This is a genomic window from Klebsiella ornithinolytica (assembly GCF_030505655.1).
In the GTDB taxonomy this organism is placed as follows: Bacteria; Pseudomonadota; Gammaproteobacteria; order Enterobacterales; family Enterobacteriaceae; genus Klebsiella; species Klebsiella ornithinolytica.
Genome location: NZ_CP130153.1, coordinates 19,577 through 39,664, shown reverse-complemented (window position 1 = coordinate 39,664; position 20,088 = coordinate 19,577). Strand labels below are relative to the sequence as shown.

Below are 20,088 nucleotides of genomic sequence, written 5' to 3'. Positions count from 1 at the left end.
TCAGACATAACGGCGCGGCAGGCTGACGCAGACCCGGGTGCCGTGCGTGCAGGAGATAGTGAGCGTGCCGCCCAGCGCCGTCACACGTTCGCGCATGCCGGTCAGGCCAAAGCCCTGCTGCCCGGTACCCGGCGGCAGCCCGCAGCCATCATCTTCAAGTACCAGCATCAACCGCTGACCCTGCTGCCAGCCCTGCAGCGTCACCGCGCTGGCGCTGGCATGCTTAACGATGTTATTCAGCCCTTCCTGGCAGACGCGAAACAGCGTCACGCGCTGGTTTTCGCTTAAGGCGGCCTCATCAATGCGCCAGTCGAGATGGCTGACTATCCCGCGATCTTCCAGCTCCATTTCGCGCATCAGCGAACGTACCGCCTGTTCAAGGGTCAGATCGTCGAGCTGACGCGGGCGCAGACGACCCAGCAGCCGACGAACCGAGTCGTAAACCCCCAGCGAGAGCTGCTCAATAAGCTGGCCGCTCTGTTTCACGCCGCCGTTTTCCGGCGCCAGACGCTGCACAATTCCGGCCTGGGTGCGAATCGCGGTGATCGTCTGGCCGATGTCATCATGCAGTTCGCGCGCGACGTCCCGGCGCACGCTCTCTTCCGTTTCCAGCAGCCGCTCCGCCAACCGCCGGTTGCGCGCCAGTTCGCTTTGCAGCGACTGGTTCAGCTCGCGCAGACGCTGAATACCGGCGCCCAACAGCAGCCCGGTCAGGCTCTGCGCCAGCAGTGAGAGCAGCAAATCCACCGGGTGATCGTGCCAGGTCTGGCTGGCGATTAACGCGATAGCGTTCATTAGCGCGGCGATCAGCGCCCCCTGCCAGCCGTAATGCCAGGCTAAAGCGATAATCGGCAGCGCCAGGCAGAAAGGGGTGAAACGCGAGAGTTCGGCGGGCAGTCCCAGCTGTAGCCAGAGGCTGACGGTAAACAGCAGCAGATACCAGATAAGATGCCGCCCTCGCCAGTTGATCGGCTGTGAAACCAGCGATGGCCCCAGCGGTCGCCAGACGGTGCTGGTGAGATAGTGCCAGATAACCAGGCAGGTCGGGGCCAGCGTCAGGCCGCCGGTTAACGTCAGCAGCAGCGCGTTCAGTCCGTCGCTCCCTTCGCTCATCCACGGCAGCGATTGCAGCAGCGCGGCGGCAATCAGCGCCCCGCCCTGACGCAGCAATGTGAGCCAGTCGCGCTGGTGACGATAGCGTGAAATGAGCGCCACCGGCAGCAGCGCCAGCACACTACCGATCATCAATATTATCGGATGCGCCAGCGCCACTTCCTGCGCCAGCCAGAAGATCAGCAGCCATTCAGCGCCCAGTAACACCGGCCAGTAGCCGCGCGGACACTGAAGCATCAAACCCAGCCGCAGGCCAAAAGGGAACAGCAGGACGGCAAGATCCGGTCGTTCGACCAGGTGCAGGCTGATGCTCCACAGGCAGAACCACGCGGCGGAGAAAATACAGAAGCAGCCGGCCACCGAAAGCAGCCGGGAGAGGAACGGTCTCATTGCCAGCTATCGAACATACGCCGCGCCAGCTCAACATCGTTGCTGACGCCCAGCTTTTCCAGCAGATTCGCGCGATGCACATGTACGGTTTTTGGCGATAATGCCAGCTCGGCGGCGATCTCTTTTACCGCCATCCCCTGCGCCAGCTTTTCCGCCACCTGCCGTTCGCGGCGGGTGAGCGGATCCTGGCGGCCTGCCGCCAGCTTCATGGCGATATCCGGCGTCAGGTAACAGCCGCCGGCCGCCACCGTTCTGACCGCGGCGATCAGCTCATCCGGGCTACAGCGTTTGGAGAGAAAACCGCGGGCGCCGGCATTCAACGCCTGTTCCACCAGCGCCGGGCTGTCGTGAACAGAGAGCATGATGGTCGCCATGCCTTTCGGCAGCTGACTGAGCAGCTCAAGTCCTGACATATCCGGCATCGAGATATCACAAATACAGACCTGTACGCCGCGCCCGGGGAGTCCCGTCAAGGCTTCGCGGGCGGAACCGAATTCGGCAACCACCTGGAAATCGGCTTCCAGCCCCAGCAGCTGCGCAAATCCGGAGCGGACGATAAGATGATCGTCGATAAGGGCAATGGTGGTCATGACGTGTCCTGGCGGGTTAAAAAACGCGCTTACCTTAACGATAAGCACGTTGTTGTTCAAGCCTTGCGCAGGATTATCCGCCTCAGGCGATACCGGTGGTCACCGTGAAGCTCCGGGTTTGCTGCGGCGCCAGCGAAATCAGACTGCCATTACGCTGAGCCGCGAGGAATCCCTCGGGCCGACAGGTGGCGGGCAGCGCGAAGGCGGCAACCTGCTGATCGCCGTTATAGAGGATCCAGCGGGTAACATAATTGAACTCAGTGCTGGAGAACCGCGTGACAAACGTGGTGCCATCCGGCGCTATCATGCGAAATTCCGGGCTGTCGGTGTAGCGATCCAGCTTATCGGCAAAAAAGACGATTTCCGGATCGTAATATTGCGGCTCACATAACGTGGTCAGCGAGGCCTCGCCTTGCAGGAGACGCTGATTGAACGCCAGCCACGATTCCGTCGGCTGTACATGGGCCGGTACCGACTCGCGCAGCGAGAGCGCTTCATCCGGGATATTCTGGCTGAAGGTCGCCTGGGCTACGTAGGCATAGTTCATATGGCACATGTACTGCAGCGGCATGGCGACAGAGGCAAGATTGGTCACCGTCATCTGGATATCAAACAGCGCGCTGGCTCGCCGTAAGGCCACCGTCGGCCGCGCCTCATAGTGATGACCAAAGCCCATCACGTATTCGTAGCGCCCCGCCACGCGCAGGCAGTCGGCCTCCAGTTCAAGCCAGGCTTCATCCATGGCCGCGCAGGCCATTTCACCATGCAGCGGGTGGGTATCCTGCGGCGACGGACAGCCGTTCGCCAACAGTCCTGAATGGAAAGCAAAACAGCCATAGGTGGCCACCACCTCCGCTGCCGGCTTCGGTTCGCTGAACATATTACGCATGGTCAGATCGTGGCCGTCAAACTCGGCATCCCAGATCATTTGCCCAAGCCAGGGCAAAATCACCAGATAGCCGCGCGCATTTTCCACCCGCAGCCCCTCTACGCCGCTGGCATAGCGAAAAGCCGTTACCGTGAAGTCATCATTCGCCAGCAGCGTGCGCGGTTGCTCGCTAAAGAGCTGGCGCCATAAAGGTAAGCGTGTCGTCATGATCGTTCTCCTCAGGATGCCGTCGCTTCAGTCAGCGCACGGCGGACTTTGCATTCACGCCAGAAATAGACGCCGACGTAGATGAAGCACAGCATCGGTACCAGGAAAGAGACCTGCAGCGAGTGGAACATATCCGCCACGAAGCCCTGAATCGCTGGGACGACGGCGGCACCAATAATCGCCATCACAATCACCGCACCGGCCATTTCAGTATGTTCGTTATCCACCGTATCAAGCGTACCGGCATAGATGGTTGCCCAGCACGGCCCGAACAGCACGCTCACCAGCACCGCCACGTAGACCGCGCTAAAGCTCGGCGCCAGCGCCACGTACGCAAGGAACAGTGCGCCGATAACCGAGTAGAGAATCAGCACTTTTTCCGGCGTGAAGCGGGTCATTAAAATGTTGGCGATAAACTTGCCAATAAAGAAGCAGGCAAAGCTATAGACCATAAACGTTGAGGCATCGCGCTCGTTGATATCACCCAGTTCCAGCGCAAGGCGAATGGTGAACGACCAGACGGTGACCTGCATACCGACATACAGGAACTGGGCGGCAATTCCGCGACGAAAACGTGCGTTGGTGGCCAGGTAGCGCAGCGTGTCGGCTGCCGACGGGCGTTTATGGTTCGCCGTCTGCGCAACTTTACAGGTCGGGAAGCGCGTCAGCAGGAACAGCACCATAACCACCACCAGTACCATGATCATGTACTTGTAAGGCTCAAGGGTGTTTTCCAGCATCAGAACTTTAAAATTATGAATCTGCTCGGCATTCATCCCGGCCATCTGTTTTTCCAGACTTTCGCCATCGGAAAAGACCAGATATTTACCCAGCAAAATACCGGCTGCCGCGCCAATCGGATAAAAGGTCTGGCTGATGTTCAGGCGCAGCGTGGCATGGCTTTTCGGGCCGATCATCGAACTGTAGGTGTTCGCTGCCGTCTCGAGAAAGCTCAGGCCGATGGCGATCGCGAAAATCGCGGCCAGGAACATGGTGTAGGTTGCCATGTGCGAAGCCGGGAAAAAGAGCGTACAGCCGACGATATAAAGCGTCAGCCCCGTGAGAATAGCGACCTTATAGCTGGTGTTTTTAATCACTAACGACGCCGGAATCGCAATTAAAAAATAACCGCCATAAAATGCGCTCTGGACCAACGCGGAGGCAAAGTTACTTAATGCAAATACGCTTTTAAACTGCGTAATTAAAATATCATTTAAGGCCGCAGCACATCCCCATAACGGGAATAAGCAGGATAACAAAATAAACTGGAACAGAGGCGTTTTGTTCAGATAGCCGTCAGGCATCTGAATGATGTTTTTATCGTTCATAGTGCTACCTTTTACAGTGCAGGGTGATTATTCGTTTAACGACAGATATTCATTAAACTGCTCGATACTGGGATAAGACGATTGCGTGCCTTTGCCGGTGACGCTGAAGGCGGCAAAGAGAGCGGCTTTTTTCATGGCGGATTCAACATCTCCGCTCTGGACGTAATAGTGAGCAAAGCAACCGATAAAGGCATCGCCTGCGCCGCTGGTATCTACCGCGCTGACTTTAAATGCCGGGACATGCACTTCCTGAGTGCGCGTCATCCACAGCGCGCCTTTCTCACCCATGGTCACAATAATATTGTTGAGACCTTTTTCAACGAGGCTCCGGGCGGCGGCACGAATATTATCGTAAGTATCAACAGGCAGGCCGGTTAATATTTCCAGCTCGGTCTCATTGGGAACAAAGAAATCACATTTACAGGCATAAGACATATCTAATTCGCGCAGAGCCGGCGCCGGATTTAATAACACTTCAATGCCGTGCTTTTTACCAAATTCGATAGCGTGGTATACCGTTTCCAGCTGAACCTCAAGCTGTAAAACAATCAGCTGGCATTTTTTTAAATCCTCGGCGGCGCGATCGATATCTTCAGGAGAGAGGAACTTGTTGGCGCCTTTAATAATAAGAATGCTGTTGCTGGAGTTGGCATTCACAAAGATCGGCGCCACGCCGCTGCTGGTGCAGGGGACTTTCTCAACATAGGTGGTATTGATGCCCCAGGACTCAAGATTGCGAATCGTGTTATCCGCAAAGATGTCATCCCCTACCTTGGTCAACATCAGCACTTTCGAATTGAGCTTCGCGGCCGCAACGGCCTGGTTGGCCCCTTTTCCGCCGCAGCCAATTTTGAACGCCGGCGCCTCAAGGGTTTCCCCCTCTTTCGGCATCTGGTTGGTGTAGGTGATGAGATCCACCATGTTGGAGCCAATAACCGCGATATCCATTTTACTACCTCTCAGAAACAATCACACAACAATGATATTATCGTAACATTATCATGTTACTTTAGTACCATTTGTGACCATGATCGCGATTGCAGTATCATTCCGTGTTTATTTATCATCCAGAAAAATGTGGGCAATCGAGAGAGGAAGAAAAATAAAAATCAAAAAACACAATATAACAAACTGAAAATAAACAGATTATTTTGACAAAAACGAGATCGAACGGACTTTTAATTCGCAAGGGGCCGCAGTATAGTAATGTGAATGCATAATGTTTCAGCAGGGACAAAAATGTTACCAAAGGAACATTTGCCAAATGAATTGCGGAGAGTGTGAATGGAGACCAAGCAAAAAGAACGTATACGTCGTCTGATGGAACTGCTGAAGAAAACCGACCGAATCCATCTTAAAGACGCCGCGCGTATGCTGGAGGTCTCTGTGATGACGATTCGCCGGGATCTCAGCCAGGAAAACGACGAACCGCTGCCGCTCACGCTGCTAGGCGGCTACGTGGTGATGGTCAACAAACCCTCATCGCCTTCCGTTACGCCAGCGCTGGCGACAAAACCGGCCCATCATCGCGACGATCTGCCCATTGCCATCCTCGCCGCCGGCCTGGTCAGCGAAAACGACCTGGTCTTTTTTGATAACGGCAGCGAAATGCCGCTGGTCATCAATATGATCCCCGATGACATTACCTTTACCGGCATTTGCTATTCACATCGGGTGTTTATGGCCTTAAATGAAAAGCCCAACGCCACCGCCATCTTATGCGGCGGCACCTATCGGGCGAAGAGCGATGCCTTCTACGATACCGGCAACCCCTCGGCGCTGGATTCACTCAATCCGCGGAAAGTGTTTATCTCCACCAGCGGCGTTCACGAACATTTTGGCGTCAGCTGGTTTAACCCCGACGACCTCGCCACGAAACGTAAAGCGATGGATCGCGGCCTGCGAAAAATCCTGCTCGCGCGCTATGCGCTGTTCGACGATGTTGCGCCTGCCAGTATTGCGCCGCTGCCAGCATTTGATGTGCTGATCAGCGATCGTCCGTTACCGGCAGACTATGCCACGCACTGCCGGAACGGGTCGGTAAAAGTCATCACGCCGGACTCTGAAAGCGAATAACTTAGCGCCATCCCACCAGACGTAGATTGTTGCAGCCAGTCTGGACACGGACAGCGCGGAAAAACCAGAGCGTACACGCAGTACGTGATGATTTGGCGCACTGCCCAGGGCCAGAGTGGCACATCAAATAGCCTGCCGGGCCAGGCTCTTACTCAAAGAAGACGGCAATTTTATTAAACATGGAAGGATCGGACTGGTTACGCGCCACCTTCTCTACGTCCTCCAGTTTTTCAATCTGACTGATCATCTGCCCCAGCCGCTGGTCATCATTCACCAGGAGCCAGATGCGGCTGTGGTTGCTGTTCTGAATCGGTAAACAGAGAATACCTTCCACGTTGAACGCGCGGCGGGCAAACAGGCCACAGACGTGGGTCATCACTCCCGGATGGTTGCGGACGGTGAGTTCCAGAATAACGTTGTCATGAGTCTGCTGTTGCATGGTTTATTCCCCCACCATTTCTGTATTTGCCGCTCCCGGCGGAACCATCGGATACACTTTTTCTTCCGCATCAATACGCACATGAATCAGCGCCGGACCGGGACGATCGATGATCGCCTGCAGCGCTGCCTGCGGGTCGGCTTCGTGATTTAAATCGCAGGTTTGCAGACCAAAGCCAGCGGCAATCTGCATAAAATTAATCATTCCGGGATAGGTCGCAGCAAATACCCCCTGCTGATAGAACAGGCTCTGTTGCTGATAGACCAGCCCCAGCGCTTCGTTATTCATCAGGATGATTTTCACATCCAGCTGGTTTTCAGCCGCGGTGGCCATCTCCTGAATGTTCATCATCAGGCTGCCGTCGCCGGAGAAGCAGATGACTTTGCGCTGTGGATTCGCCAGCGCCGCACCGACCGCTGCCGGCAGACCGAATCCCATGGTTCCCAGCCCACCGGAAGTCAGCCATTGGCGCGGGCGATTCAGCGGATAAGCCTGCGCAACCCACATCTGATGTTGACCAACGTCAGTGGTGACGATCGCTTCATCGTTAACGCAGGCGGCAACGGCGTTGATCAGGCCATAATGCGTGAGCGGGTCGCTCTCCTGCGGAATCGGGGAAGGAAACTCACGCTGCAGGTCCGCCACCAGCTGGCGCCACTCGTCGCGCGGCTGGGCGGCGACCTGCGGCGTCAGCTGCGCCAGAACGTCGGCCACATCCCCTTGAATCGCCACGTGCGGCTGCTTGATTTTACCCAGTTCGGAACGGTCGATATCGACGTGAATAATTTTCGCGTTCGGGCAGAACTGCTCGGTTTTACCAATCGCCCGGTCATCAAAACGCGCACCTAAAACAATCAGTAAATCCGCTTCTTGCAGAATAAAGTTAGTGCTACGTGCGCCGTGCATGCCCAGCATGCCCAGCGACAGCGGATGCGCCTTCGGCAGCATCCCCAGCGCCATCAGGGTCATCGTGGTAGGCAGGTTCGCTTTTTCCGCCAGCGCACGCACCTGCTCAGGCGCGTTAATCACGCCGCCGCCCAGATAAAGTACCGGGCGCTTAGCCGCATTGATCATGGCTGCCGCGTCGTGGACGCTGGCGCTGTCAAATGTCGGCGGTGCGGTGCGCGCACCCGGCTCCGGTAACACCTCCAGCTCGATGGTCGCCGTCTGCACATCCTTAGGAATATCTATCCACACCGGACCCGGGCGGCCGGACTGGGCGATGCGAAAGGCGTCGCTCATCACCTGCGGCAGTTCAGCAATATCGCGGACCAGGTAGTTATGTTTGGTGATGGGGATAGAGATACCGTAGGTGTCGACTTCCTGGAACGCATCGGTCCCAATCATCGATGCCGGAACCTGGCCGGTAATGCACACCAACGGAATCGAGTCCAGACGCGCATCGGCGATGGCGGTGATCAGGTTGGTGGCGCCCGGGCCGCTACAGGCCATACAGACCGCCGGTTTGCCCTCTGTACGCGCCATCCCCTGAGCGATAAAGCCCGCGCCCTGTTCGTGACGCGCCAGAACGTGGCGAATCTGCGTGCTTTGGCTTAATGCGTCATAGATGGGAAGGATAGAGCCGCCCGGGATGCCTGCAACGGTCGTAATCCCCTGGCGTTCCAGTAAATGAATAACTAACTGTGCGCCGGTAAAGCGCATTTTTTCTGATGTTGTGCCCGAACTTGCCATGCTCCAGTCCTTTTATTTTGAGCCGACTTACCGGGCGAGTGTCGAAAAAAAACCCCGCTCGGTTTGCGCCGGCGGGGTTTGGAATCGTGTTGTTCCGGACCCTACGGCGCATTGCCGACGACGACCACCACACGCACGACGACCACCGCGGCAGGCGCGGTTTTTAGTAGAGTCGAAGTCAGAATGGAAGCGTTCATTAGGGACCTGTTGTGTCGAAAATTTAACTGAATTTATACAAACACAGCCGCCGCCATTAAACAACGGATTTATTTTCATCCACGAGGATTTGTGTGAAGGATCACAATTTCTAACCGGTCGAAAAAAACAAAAAACCCCGCCGGAGCGAGGTTTTTCTCAGTATGTTTACGGCTGGTAACCGCAAGTACACTGTATTACGTCAACGCTGAAAGTATACGCGCGCGCAGACGTTCACGCAATTTTCACCCCGGTTTTTGCCAAAGTAGAGTATGGATGGCGAGCGCAATTTTGTCGAGAAAATACTGTTTATACATACAGTATTTGTTTATACTGAAAACGTTCACGTTGTGTCATTCGGGGCCGCATGTATCACCGGCGCAATAAAGTCCTGGCTGAAACGGGTGGTGCCGTCAGCGCCTTAACCCCGAGAGAGCACACTGTGTTACGTCAACAAATACGCTAATGTCTTCTGGTCACGGTAACGTGTCCCGGCAGACGGCGTATACCCTGGCTGGCAACAGGCGGCGGAAAGGTACGCCAGCCGGTCGTGCTCCTGTACCAGAGGAGACGCGTATGGGTGCCGTGGATATTGTTGTTCTTATCCTGAAACTCATGGTTGCCGTGTTGCAACTGCTTGATGCTGTCCTGAAACAGCTGCGCTGATTCAGGTTCAAGTCGCACCTGAGAGGGGCGGGAAACCGCCCCTCTACAGGCGGTTCCCATTAACCTTATGCTGACTTGCTGGAGAAAATCATGCCACCGCTGTTGATTGCCGCCACCACGCCCGACGACCCCGGGTTTCTTGCTTTGCGCAGTGAAAGCCTCGCCCAACATTTCAATATGCTGCGCCGCCTGGCGGAGAACTGGCAAAGCGGGAAAAACCGCTTCAGTGCGCCAGGTGAAAAACTGCTGGGCGCCTTTGTCGGCGGTCAGCTGGTGGGAGTTTGCGGGCTGAATGTTGACCCCTTCAGCCCGCAGCTGCGAACCGGACGCATCCGCCATTTATACATCAGCGACGCCTTTCGTCGGCGGAAAATTGGCCAGCAGCTGCTGGTGGCCGTCATCACCCACTCCGGCACCTGGTTTGATTTTCTCAACACTCATGCGCCGCCGTCGGCGTGGCCGTTTTATGAATCGCTTGGATTTCGCCCGGTTTATGATGAGCCGCGGGTCACTCATCGCCTGTTCTGTTCGCTTTAAGCGCGGCTGGCCGGGTGAAAACGCCCGTGTTACAGTTCCAGGACCCGGCCACTCACCCGCACCCCTGTCATGACGATAACCGTTTTCTGCGTTCTGCTGTTCGCCGCTCTGCTGCATGCCAGCTGGAATGCTATCGTCAAAGCAAGTGGAGATAAGCTGTACGCGGCAATTGGCGTGAGCGGCTCTGCCGCGCTTATCGCCCTCGCGGCCTTGCCTTTCGCGCCGCAGCCCTCCCTGGCCAGCGTGCCGTATCTGGTACTTTCCAGCGCATTGCAGGTGGTCTACACCGTTCTGGTCGCCAAAACCTACCAGGTCTCCGACATGAGCCAGACCTATCCACTGATGCGCGGCACCGCGCCGCTGCTGGTGGCGGTGATTAGCGTCGCGTTCCTCGGCGACGCGCTGTCGCCGCTGGCATGGACGGGAATTGGCGTAATCTGTCTGGCGATCCTCGCCATGGCCTGCAACGGCCGGGCCAGCTCCGGCTACGGCATCACCCTCGCACTGATCAACGCCTGTTTTATCGCCGGCTATACGTTGCTTGATGGTACCGGCGTGCGGTTATCGGATACGGCGCTAGGCTACACGCTATGGTCCTTTTTTATGAACGGCTGCTGTCTGCTGAGCTGGTCTATGGTCTATCGACGCCAGGAAGCCAGCCGCTATCTACGTCAGCACTGGAAAAAAGGCGCCATCGGCGGCCTGAGTACCATGGGATCGTACGGCCTGGCGCTGTGGGCGATGACCCAGGCACCGCTGGCCGTGGTGGCCGCGCTGCGAGAAACCTCGATTTTATTCGGCGCCGTCATCGCGTTTGCGCTGCTCAAAGAGAAGCTTATCGCCCTGCGAATCGTCGCCGCCTGCGGCATTGCGGCGGGCGCTATTCTGCTGCGTCTCTCCTAGTGCAGAATGGCAACATTTGTTGCCGATTATTGTTTACAAAACCTGCCTGAAATCCCTCCTCAATCATCGTCATATAGTTGTACTGTCATTTTTATGTGGTAGATTCCTCCAGAATTTAAGGGATGTGCCAGTCACATATTCTTCATTTACCTCTACTCACGAAGTATTCATCGACATGAAACGGCATAAGAACTTCACTTTGTTGTTGATGCTGGTACTGCTGGTGGCCGTTGGCCAGATGGCGCAGACCATTTATATCCCGGCGATCGCCGACATGGCTATCTCGCTGAACGCCCGCGAAGGGGCCGTGCAGAGCGTAATGGCGGCCTATTTGCTGACCTATGGCGTCTCTCAGCTCTTTTATGGCCCGCTGTCTGACCGCGTAGGAAGACGTCCGGTGATCCTCATCGGGATGTCTATCTTTATGCTGGCGACGTTGGTTGCTATCACCACTCACAGTCTGACGGTGCTGATTATCGCCAGCGCCATCCAGGGTATGGGAACCGGCGTCGGCGGTGTAATGGCGCGCACGCTGCCGCGCGATCTGTATGAAGGTGCCCAGCTCAGACATGCCAACAGCCTGTTAAATATGGGTATTTTGGTCAGCCCGCTGCTGGCACCGCTGATTGGCGGTATCCTCAATACGCTGTGGAGCTGGCGTGCCTGCTACGCTTTCCTGTTGATTTTGTGCGCGGGCGTGACCTTTAGCATGGCGCGCTGGATGCCTGAAACCCGTCCTGCTGGCGCACCGCGCTCCCGACTGGCGACCAGTTACAAAACGCTTTTCGGCAATACCGCGTTCAACTGCTATCTGCTGATGCTGATTGGCGGTCTCGCCGGAATCGCCGTGTTCGAAGCCTGTTCCGGCGTGCTGATGGGCGCCGTGCTGGGCTTAAGCAGCATGGCGGTGAGTATTCTGTTTATTCTGCCCATCCCGGCGGCTTTTTTCGGTGCCTGGTTTGCCGGACGCCCGCATAAACGTTTCCCGACCCTGATGTGGCAATCGGTGATTTGTTGTCTGCTGGCGGGCATTATGATGTGGATCCCTGGCCTGATGGGCATCATGACCGTCTGGACGCTGCTGGTGCCTGCAGCGCTGTTTTTCTTCGGCGCCGGCATGCTATTCCCGCTGGCGACCAGCGGCGCGATGGAACCCTTCCCGTTCCTCGCCGGGACGGCAGGCGCGCTGGTGGGCGGCCTGCAAAATATCGGCTCCGGCGTCCTGGCCTGGCTCTCGGCGATGATGCCGCAGACCGGTCAAAGCAGCCTGGGGCTATTGATGATGCTAATGGGACTGCTGATTCTACTGTGCTGGCTACCGCTGGCTTCACGCTTCAGCCGCCACCAGCAGCCGGTTTAAGCGCCGCAATTTCCCCGGATAGCGGCCTGCGCCTGATTCAGGCGTCCGCTTCGCGTCCGGGGAAAATCATTGCGCCAGGCTTTGTAGCCAGTGAATAAACGCGTCTATTTTCGGCCACTGCCGCCCCGCTAACGTGGTCACATAATAGTGCTGGTGGCATTTCAGCGTCATCTCGCCAAAGGGCGCAATCAGCTCTCCGCTCGCCAGACGCTTTTGAACCAGCCGCTTACGCCCCATCGCCACGCCAACATGGTTCATGGCAGCAATCACCGCCAAATCTGAACGATCGAAGCCAATACCCGACGATTGCGGCAAGTTAACCCCAAAGTGCTGCGCCCAGCTAAACCATTCGTCGGTGCCAGAATCATTGCTCCAGGCCTGACGATCGTGCAGCAGGGTGCAATGTTGCAGATTGTCGGGATGTTGCTGGAGCTGATGCTGCCGGGCATAGTCCGCCGTGCAAACCGGTACGATTGCTTCATCCATCAGATAATGGTGGGTTAATTGCGATGAAGGCAGATCGTCGAAATAGAGCGCCAGATCGATACCCGCTCGCTGCATATTCACGTTATCGTTGCCGGTGAGGACAGTAAGCGATATCGACGGATAGCGGCGAGTAAAGTCCCCGAGCGCCGGTACCAGCCAGCACTGGGCGATCGACGGGCGTGAGTAGACGGTCAGCGTACCTGACAGCTCCTGGTTTTTGATATCCAGAATCTCCTGGTTCAGGCTGTCCAGCGAGGATTTCAGCGCCCAGAACACCCGCCGCCCTTCATGGGTTAACTCCACTTTCCGATGAGAGCGCACAAAAAGCTGAATACCCAGCTCTTCCTCCAGCTGATTCATCCGGTGGCTCACGGCGCTGGGGGTCAGCGACAGCTCTTCCGCCGCCAATGCGAAAGATTCATGCCGTGCGGCGACCTCAAAGGTATACAGCTTTGACAGCTGCCAGCCGTTGAGCAGCCGGTTACCTATCTCTTTAGCGACATCCATCGTTCGGTTCCCCTGATTTTTTACCGCTGATTGTAAGAAAAATGGTCGCTGTGTATGGGTTTAAAGATGAAAAAAAGTGACTTATAACGCAAATAAAAGCCATTTTTAGACTTTAATCACCATTTTGATTCAATCTAATTCACCTGAAGCGCCATTTATATCGTTTGTCAGCCGGTGTCGTTTTTCTGTTCAATAACCCCATCTTATTCACGGGCGAGGTGGGGTATGGAATCTCAGATTTGGGTTGTGAGCACGTTACTAATCAGCATTGTGTTGATTGTTTTGACTATCGTAAAACTGAAATTTCACCCCTTTCTGGCGCTGCTGTTAGCCAGTTTCTTCGTCGGCGCTATGATGGGGATGAGCCCGCTGGACATGGTCAACGCCATTGAAAATGGGATCGGTGGAACCCTCGGTTTCCTGGCGGCGGTGATCGGCCTCGGCACCATTCTTGGCAAAATGATGGAGATCTCAGGCGCCGCCGAACGTATCGGCCTGACGCTTCAGCGCTGCCGCTGGCTGTCGGTCGATGTGATCATGGTGCTGGTTGGCCTGATTTGCGGGATTACGCTGTTTGTCGAAGTTGGCGTGGTACTGCTAATTCCGCTGGCCTTTTCGATTGCCAAAAAGACCCACACCTCCCTGCTGAAGCTGGCGATTCCACTGTGTACCGCGTTAATGGCCGTACACTGCGTCGTACCGCCGCACCCGGCTGCGCTGTTCGTCGCCAATAAGCTGGGTGCCGATATCGGTACCGTGATTGTCTACGGTTTACTGGTTGGGTTGATGGCCTCGCTGGTTGGCGGCCCGCTGTTCCTGAAGCTGCTGGGCAACCGCCTGCCGTTCAAAGCGGTTCCTGCCGAGTTTGCCAATCTGGAAGTTCGTCAAGAAGAGACGCTGCCGTCGCTCGGCGCCACGCTGTTGACCATTTTGCTGCCGATCGCTCTGATGCTGGTGAAGACCATCGCCGAGCTGAATATGGCCAAAACCGGCACGCTGTATATGCTGCTGGAGTTTATCGGTAATCCGATTACCGCCATGTTTATCGCCGTCTTCGTGGCCTACTACGTCCTCGGCATCCGTCAGAATATGGGCATGGCCACGCTGCTGACCCATACCGAAAAGGGCTTTGGTTCTATTGCCAATATCCTGCTGATTATCGGCGCAGGCGGCGCGTTCAACGCGGTCCTGAAAACCAGCGGCCTGGCTGATTCGCTGGCGGTTATTCTCTCCGGTCTGCATATGCACCCGATTCTGCTGGCCTGGCTGGTGGCGCTGATTCTGCACGCGGCGGTGGGTTCTGCCACCGTTGCCATGATGGGGGCCACGGCCATCGTTGCGCCGATGCTGCCGCTCTACCCTGGCGTCAGTCCGGAGATCATCGCCATTGCCATTGGTTCCGGCGCAATTGGCTGCACGATCGTTACCGATTCCCTGTTCTGGCTGGTTAAACAATACTGCGGTGCGAGCCTGAGTGAGACGTTCAAATACTATACAACGGCAACATTTATCGCATCCTTACTTGCACTAGCCTGCACGTTCCTGCTTTCTTTCATCATCTGAGCGCAAAGAGACGTAATATGAAAAACGCTGACATGACCACTTTACTTGCCCGGTTCCCTCTGCTGAAGGATCTGGTTGACCTGAAAGAAACCACCTGGTTTAACCCGGCAACCACTTCGCTGGCGGAAGGTTTACCGTACGTTGGCCTGACGGCTGACGATGTCCAGGACGCCCGTGCCCGCCTTGAGCGCTTTGCGCCATATCTGGCGCAGGCATTCCCGGAAACCGCCGTCACCGGTGGGATTATCGAATCCGAACTGGTCGCTATCCCGGCAATGAAAGCACGGCTGGAGCAGGCGTTTGCCCGGCCCGTCAGCGGCGACCTGCTGCTGAAAAAAGACAGTCATCTGCCGATTTCCGGCTCCATCAAGGCCCGCGGCGGTATTTACGAGGTGCTGACCCACGCTGAAAAGCTGGCGCTGGAAGCGGGGTTACTTGCCACCGAAGATGACTATCGCAAGCTACTGACCCCGGAATTTAAGCAGTTCTTTAGCCAGTACAGCATCGCCGTCGGTTCCACCGGCAACCTGGGGATGTCGATTGGCATCATGAGCGCATGTATCGGTTTTAACGTCACCGTGCATATGTCTGCCGATGCCCGGGCATGGAAAAAAGCGAAGCTGCGCAGCCACGGCGTTACGGTGGTTGAATACGAACAGGATTACGGCGTCGCGGTCGAGCAGGGGCGTAAAGCCGCCGAAGCGGACCCCAACTGCTTCTTTATCGATGATGAGAACTCACGCACGCTGTTCCTCGGCTATGCCGTCGCAGGCGAGCGCCTGAAAGCGCAGTTTGCCCGCCAGGGACGCGTGGTCGATGCCGATCATCCGCTGTTTGTCTATCTACCGTGCGGCGTCGGCGGTGGCCCTGGCGGGGTTGCGTTTGGTCTGAAGCTGGCTTTCGGCGACCATGTACACTGTTTCTTCGCTGAACCCACGCACTCTCCTTGTATGTTGCTCGGCGTCCATACCGGCCTGCATGATGAGATTTCGGTCCAGGATCTGGGTATTGATAACCTGACTGCCGCCGACGGCCTGGCCGTTGGTCGGGCTTCCGGGTTTGTCGGCAGGGCCATGGAGCGTCTGCTGGATGGCTTCTATACCCTCAGCGACCAGACGATGTACGACATGCTGGGCTGGCTGGCGCAAGCTGAAAATATCCGCCTGGAGCCGTCCGCGCTGGCCGGCATGGCCGGACCGCAGCGCGTTTGCGCCAGCGAGACATATCAGCAGATGCACGGCTTCACGACCCGCCAGATGGACAACGCTACGCATCTGGTCTGGGCGACCGGCGGCGGTATGGTGCCGGAAGAAGAGATGGCGCAGTACCTGGCAAAAGGGCGTTAATACCACGGGCTCAGCGGCGGAGGATACGCCGTTGGGCCCACTTTCCGCTATGTCACACTCTGCAGAAATAACGCGATCTGCCGCAGATGCGTAGCCGCAAACATCAGCGACAGTGAAAGAACGGCGACGGCAATGAAAAACTTGTCACGTATCGCCTGCGGCTGAACAAAATCACTCTCGTCAACATCCATCAGATTACGGCGCCGCGTATAGCCCCACAGCACAACAGCCACTATCGCCAGGACGCCAATCGATAGCCAGAACAGCGCCCCCGCGCTATGCCAGTTATGTTTAATCGCCAGCGCCATCAGCGCCGCGTAGCCCAGCAACGTTCGAAACCAGGCCAGCGATGTCCGTTCCGGCTGCAGCCCCGGATCGCTTTCCCGCCGCGCCCGGCGCTTATCCGCCATACATAACCAGACCCATCACCACCACCACCACAATCACCAACAAAAGACTGATCGCCAGCAGCGTTCTGGTGTAGGGCAGATCCTGCTTCAGGCGCATCGCTTTTTCGTTACTCAACCAGCGCAGGTAGCCATAAATCGCCAGGCCGCCGGCAAACAGACACAGCAATAGCGCCAGCACTTCGCGAATCAGCGGCGTGGCAAAATCCGGCGCCAGCTGATCTAAGCCAACCCCGGCGGCAAGAAAACCTAATGCCGTGCGGATCCACGCCAGAAAAGTACGTTCGTTGGCCAGCGAGAAGCGGTAATCCGGCGCTTCGCCGACGCGAGAAATTTTCATCAGGGTTCCTTGTTCGTAGCGCGAGCAGGCTTCAGCATAGCGTAATTTGTAACGAACAGGGGAGCAGCGCAAGAACCGGCACCCGATGGATGCCGGTTGAGGTGAGGATTAATGCAGTTCCGGCCAGTAGTCTTTGTTGGCCTCAATCAGGTCGTCGAGTATCGCTTTCGCGACAGATGCGCTGGGCACGGTTTTCGACAGCGTAATCGCCTGCCACAGCTTGTGATAAGAACGATGTTCCCAGGCATCCACCACCAGTTTCTCTACCGCCACCTGCTGGCTCATCATCCCTTTCTGGAAGTTTGGAATATCGCCGACCGTCAGCGGCTCTGGCCCGTTATGGCCGACCAGGCACGGAATTTCCACCATCGCATCGGCGTCAAAATTATGGATAGCGCCATTGTTCGGTACGATCAGCAGCATGCGCTCCTGGGTGTTGAAGGCGATGGCGGTCGCCAGATCCACGATGTATGAAGCGTGCTCGTCGATCTCCAGATCGCCGGCAGAAGATTTACCCGCGGCAATAATTGCCCGACAGGCGCTAAAGACATTTTTCTCGCGGTGATCCATGACCTCGTTAGCGCGGGTACGCGCCGGGTTGGAGTGCTCGACGACGTAATCCGGGAACAGGTAATACTTCAGGTAGGTGTTTGGCATGGTATCCGGATCCAGCGCCTGCACATCTTTCGCCTTAGCAAAGGTATCGTTCCAGCTGGCTTCGGTATGCGGATCGTTAGAAGGCGGCACATAACCATATTTCGCCACATGTTCGCGCAGTTTCGGCATCAGATCGTTACCCTGCAGATCCTCAATCGACGTCCACCAGCCGAAGTGGTTCAGCCCGTAGTAACGCACCCGCATCTGTTTACGATCTTTGAGGCCGACAATTTGCGCCATGCGCCCTTCAATGCCGATCGGCATATCGCAGATATTCAGGATTTTCGCATTCGGACGCAGGCGGCGCGTGGCTTCCGCGACAATTGCCGCCGGGTTGGAGTAGTTCAGCATCCAGGCGTTCGGCGAGTATTTTTCCATATAGTCCACCAGTTCCAGCACGCCACCGATAGAGCGCATGCCGTAGGCGATACCGCCAGGTCCGCAGGTTTCCTGACCCAGCACGCCGTGGCGCAGCGGGATTTTTTCATCTTTTTCACGCATCGGGTATTTGCCAACGCGAATATGCGCCATAACAAAATCCACGTCGGTAAAGGCCGCCTGCGGGTCGGTGGTATAGCTGAACTCAATTTCCGGCGCCTGCTCTTTAAGAATCACTTTACACGCTTCGGCGATGGTCTCCTGACGCGCGCCGTCGTTGTCATAAAATTTCAGTGCCCGCAGCGGGAAACGGTCCTGGTTTGCTAACAACATCAATACGATACCTGGTGTGAATGTACTGCCGCCGCCTGCGATAACAACTGAGAATTTTTTCATGATACTGCCTCCGTCATGGTGGTTTGTTCGGTCTGTAGAGAATTTTTCATCAGGGATTCCAGCTGGTCGCGAACCTGGGGAACATGCAGGCCCACGATGACCTGAATCCCGTTACCGCGACGCACCACCCCGTGAGCGCCCAGCGCTTTAAAGACGTCGTCGCTTTGTGTTTTCGCCATATCGACCAGCGTGATGCGAAGTCGGGTGGCGCAGTTGTTGACGCATTCGATATTGCTTGCGCCGCCCAGCGCCTGCAGAAAGCCTGCGGCCTGGCCTAATTTGGACTCTGTGGCACCCGCGGCGCTGGTTTTGCCGCGCGCCGCCTGATAATCCGCTTTGCTGTAGAGTTTGATTTCACTCTCTTCGCGGCCCGGAGTTTTCAGATTCAGACGCAGGATCAGGGCGCGGAAGATAACGAAGTAGATAGCGGTAAAGCACACCCCGATCCCTATCTGGATGAACATCATCGAGGCATGGTTGTGAAACATGGGGATCCAGTTTTGCGGCAGGAACTGGTCAAGCAGACCACCGCCGAAGTTGCCGACGACCCCGCACATATACATCACCGTCGCCATCGTGGCCGCCAGCACCGCGTGCACGGCAAACAGCAGCGGGGAGATAAACAGGAAGGTGAACTCCAGCGGTTCGGTAATCCCCACCAGCATGGCGGTCAGCGTCGCCGGAATCAGCAACCCGGCCACTTTGACGCGGTTTTCCGGCGCGGCGGTGAAATAGAGCGCCAGCGCAATCCCGACCGAACCAAAGACCTTGGAGTTGCCATGCAGGGCAAAACCGCCTTCCGGGAACAGGGCTTTCAGCGGTTCCGTACTCTGGCTGAACTCCTGCAGATGCTGGGCCCAGTAGACCTGGATACCGCCTTCCACCACCGCCGGGCCAAAAATAAACGGTCCGTAGACAAAGTGATGCAGGCCAGTGGGAATCAGAATGCGCTCAAGGAAAATATAGACCCAGACCCCTAGCGCCCCGGCAGAGCGTAAAAAAGCCTGCAGCGATTCAATGCCCATCTGCACCTTTGGCCACCCCAGTAACGTTAGCCAGGCGCAGGGGATCATCGCCAGGAAGGCAACGATAACGACAAATGAAGAGCCCTGGAAAATACCGAGAAACACCGGCAGCGGTTTATCAAAATAGCGGTTATGTAGCGCGGTGACGATCCCGGAAATCACAATCGCGCCGATGATACTGGTATCCAGCGTTTTAATGCCGGCAATCATCGTCAGGCCGCTACCGGCCGTGGGGTCGGCCGAAAAATCGACGCCGAAAAAGTGGCCCCAGGTCATGCCCATGGCGTTGATGAAGTAGTTCCACGTCAGGAAACTCACCAGCACGGCAAGGCAAGCTCGTCCCTGCGCCTGCTTCGCGAGGCCAATCGGTAAGCCGACGGCGAAAATCAGCGGCATGTTACGAAATACCGTCCAGCCGCCTTCTTCAATAATGTGAACAATCTGGGCAAATAAACTATCAGGTGCTGTAAGCGCTTCGCCGACAAACATCGGGTTGCGCAGCATAATGGCAATACCCACCACGATCCCGGCGAAAGGAAACAGTAAAACCGGGGTAAACATGGCACCGCCAAAACGTTGTATTTGACTGAGCATTTTA

The 20,088-nt window shown here is 56.4% G+C and carries 19 protein-coding genes and 1 pseudogene; 7 read left to right on the top strand and 13 right to left on the bottom strand.

From position 1 onward, the window contains the following. The 5 genes from uhpB to rbsK form a co-directional block, all read right to left on the bottom strand. Nucleotides 1–1,482 (bottom strand): signal transduction histidine-protein kinase/phosphatase UhpB, encoded by a 1,482-nt coding sequence (uhpB, locus tag Q1L34_RS00185; RefSeq protein WP_162098188.1) that lies wholly within the window; start codon nucleotides 1,480–1,482, stop codon nucleotides 1–3. A 17-nt stretch (nucleotides 1,483–1,499) separates the two neighbouring features. Further along, on the bottom strand, nucleotides 1,500–2,093 hold the full coding sequence (uhpA, locus tag Q1L34_RS00180) for a response regulator transcription factor UhpA (RefSeq protein WP_004869100.1): 594 nt from the start codon (nucleotides 2,091–2,093) through the stop codon (nucleotides 1,500–1,502). Nucleotides 2,094–2,175: 82 nt separating this feature from the next. After that, nucleotides 2,176–3,189, bottom strand: a complete 1,014-nt coding sequence (locus Q1L34_RS00175) for an aldose 1-epimerase family protein (RefSeq protein WP_004869102.1) — start codon at nucleotides 3,187–3,189, stop codon at nucleotides 2,176–2,178. A gap of 11 nt (nucleotides 3,190–3,200) precedes the next feature. Then, a complete protein-coding gene (fucP, locus tag Q1L34_RS00170; RefSeq protein WP_004869104.1) occupies nucleotides 3,201–4,517 on the bottom strand; it encodes an L-fucose:H+ symporter permease in 1,317 nt (438 codons plus the stop codon). Nucleotides 4,518–4,544: 27 nt separating this feature from the next. After that, nucleotides 4,545–5,465 carry a ribokinase gene (gene rbsK / locus Q1L34_RS00165; protein WP_004869105.1) on the bottom strand — a complete coding sequence of 307 codons (921 nt, stop codon included), beginning with the start codon at nucleotides 5,463–5,465 and terminating at the stop codon, nucleotides 4,545–4,547. Nucleotides 5,466–5,801: 336 nt separating this feature from the next. Here rbsK and Q1L34_RS00160 point away from each other — a divergent pair, with 336 nt between their 5' ends. Next, the gene (locus Q1L34_RS00160; protein ID WP_327204328.1) at nucleotides 5,802–6,593 is read left to right on the top strand and encodes a DeoR family transcriptional regulator; all 792 of its coding nucleotides are present in this window, start codon (nucleotides 5,802–5,804) and stop codon (nucleotides 6,591–6,593) included. 148 nt (nucleotides 6,594–6,741) lie between these two features. On the opposite strand, the gene ilvN is transcribed toward Q1L34_RS00160, so the two are convergent. From ilvN to ivbL, 3 genes are all read right to left on the bottom strand, one after another. Further along, nucleotides 6,742–7,032 carry an acetolactate synthase small subunit gene (gene ilvN / locus Q1L34_RS00155; protein WP_004869110.1) on the bottom strand — a complete coding sequence of 97 codons (291 nt, stop codon included), beginning with the start codon at nucleotides 7,030–7,032 and terminating at the stop codon, nucleotides 6,742–6,744. Nucleotides 7,033–7,035: 3 nt separating this feature from the next. Then, nucleotides 7,036–8,724, bottom strand: coding sequence for an acetolactate synthase large subunit (gene ilvB, locus Q1L34_RS00150; protein WP_004869111.1), 1,689 nt, complete (start codon nucleotides 8,722–8,724; stop codon nucleotides 7,036–7,038). A 101-nt stretch (nucleotides 8,725–8,825) separates the two neighbouring features. Then, a complete protein-coding gene (gene ivbL / locus Q1L34_RS00145) occupies nucleotides 8,826–8,921 on the bottom strand; it encodes an ilvB operon leader peptide IvbL (RefSeq protein ID WP_004869113.1) in 96 nt (31 codons plus the stop codon). A 549-nt stretch (nucleotides 8,922–9,470) separates the two neighbouring features. On the opposite strand from ivbL, the pseudogene tisB reads away from it, so the two are divergent. The 4 genes and pseudogenes from tisB to emrD form a co-directional block, all read left to right on the top strand. Continuing rightward, nucleotides 9,471–9,585: pseudogene (tisB, locus tag Q1L34_RS00140) on the top strand (type I toxin-antitoxin system toxin TisB); the annotation flags it as partial. A 90-nt stretch (nucleotides 9,586–9,675) separates the two neighbouring features. Continuing rightward, nucleotides 9,676–10,122, top strand: a complete 447-nt coding sequence (locus Q1L34_RS00135; protein ID WP_004869119.1) for a GNAT family N-acetyltransferase — start codon at nucleotides 9,676–9,678, stop codon at nucleotides 10,120–10,122. Nucleotides 10,123–10,191: 69 nt separating this feature from the next. Continuing rightward, entirely contained in the window at nucleotides 10,192–11,025 is an 834-nt protein-coding gene (locus Q1L34_RS00130) for a DMT family transporter (protein WP_004869121.1), read from the top strand. 175 nt (nucleotides 11,026–11,200) lie between these two features. Then, the gene (gene emrD, locus Q1L34_RS00125; protein WP_004869124.1) at nucleotides 11,201–12,385 is read left to right on the top strand and encodes a multidrug efflux MFS transporter EmrD; all 1,185 of its coding nucleotides are present in this window, start codon (nucleotides 11,201–11,203) and stop codon (nucleotides 12,383–12,385) included. Between the two features lie 66 nt (nucleotides 12,386–12,451). Here emrD and dsdC read toward each other — a convergent pair whose 3' ends face one another. Further along, nucleotides 12,452–13,378: a DNA-binding transcriptional regulator DsdC gene (dsdC, locus tag Q1L34_RS00120; protein WP_015585471.1), complete on the bottom strand. Its 927-nt coding sequence runs from the start codon at nucleotides 13,376–13,378 to the stop codon at nucleotides 12,452–12,454. Nucleotides 13,379–13,603: 225 nt separating this feature from the next. On the opposite strand from dsdC, the gene dsdX reads away from it, so the two are divergent. Both dsdX and dsdA read left to right on the top strand, forming a co-directional pair. Next, the gene (gene dsdX / locus Q1L34_RS00115) at nucleotides 13,604–14,941 is read left to right on the top strand and encodes a D-serine transporter DsdX (RefSeq protein WP_015585470.1); all 1,338 of its coding nucleotides are present in this window, start codon (nucleotides 13,604–13,606) and stop codon (nucleotides 14,939–14,941) included. Nucleotides 14,942–14,958: 17 nt separating this feature from the next. Continuing rightward, the gene (gene dsdA, locus Q1L34_RS00110; protein ID WP_015585469.1) at nucleotides 14,959–16,287 is read left to right on the top strand and encodes a D-serine ammonia-lyase; all 1,329 of its coding nucleotides are present in this window, start codon (nucleotides 14,959–14,961) and stop codon (nucleotides 16,285–16,287) included. A gap of 47 nt (nucleotides 16,288–16,334) precedes the next feature. Here dsdA and Q1L34_RS00105 read toward each other — a convergent pair whose 3' ends face one another. The 4 genes from Q1L34_RS00105 to Q1L34_RS00090 form a co-directional block, all read right to left on the bottom strand. Continuing rightward, nucleotides 16,335–16,697, bottom strand: coding sequence for a DUF202 domain-containing protein (locus tag Q1L34_RS00105; RefSeq protein ID WP_004869136.1), 363 nt, complete (start codon nucleotides 16,695–16,697; stop codon nucleotides 16,335–16,337). Further along, nucleotides 16,687–17,034 (bottom strand): YidH family protein, encoded by a 348-nt coding sequence (locus Q1L34_RS00100; protein ID WP_004869139.1) that lies wholly within the window; start codon nucleotides 17,032–17,034, stop codon nucleotides 16,687–16,689. The genes Q1L34_RS00105 and Q1L34_RS00100 overlap by 11 nt, the downstream gene beginning before the upstream one ends. Before the next feature lie 108 nt (nucleotides 17,035–17,142). Continuing rightward, entirely contained in the window at nucleotides 17,143–18,465 is a 1,323-nt protein-coding gene (locus Q1L34_RS00095; protein WP_004869142.1) for a 6-phospho-alpha-glucosidase, read from the bottom strand. Continuing rightward, a complete protein-coding gene (locus tag Q1L34_RS00090) occupies nucleotides 18,462–20,084 on the bottom strand; it encodes an alpha-glucoside-specific PTS transporter subunit IIBC (RefSeq protein ID WP_004869143.1) in 1,623 nt (540 codons plus the stop codon). Before Q1L34_RS00090 ends, Q1L34_RS00095 begins: the two co-directional genes overlap by 4 nt. Between the last annotated feature and the right edge of the window lie 4 nt (nucleotides 20,085–20,088).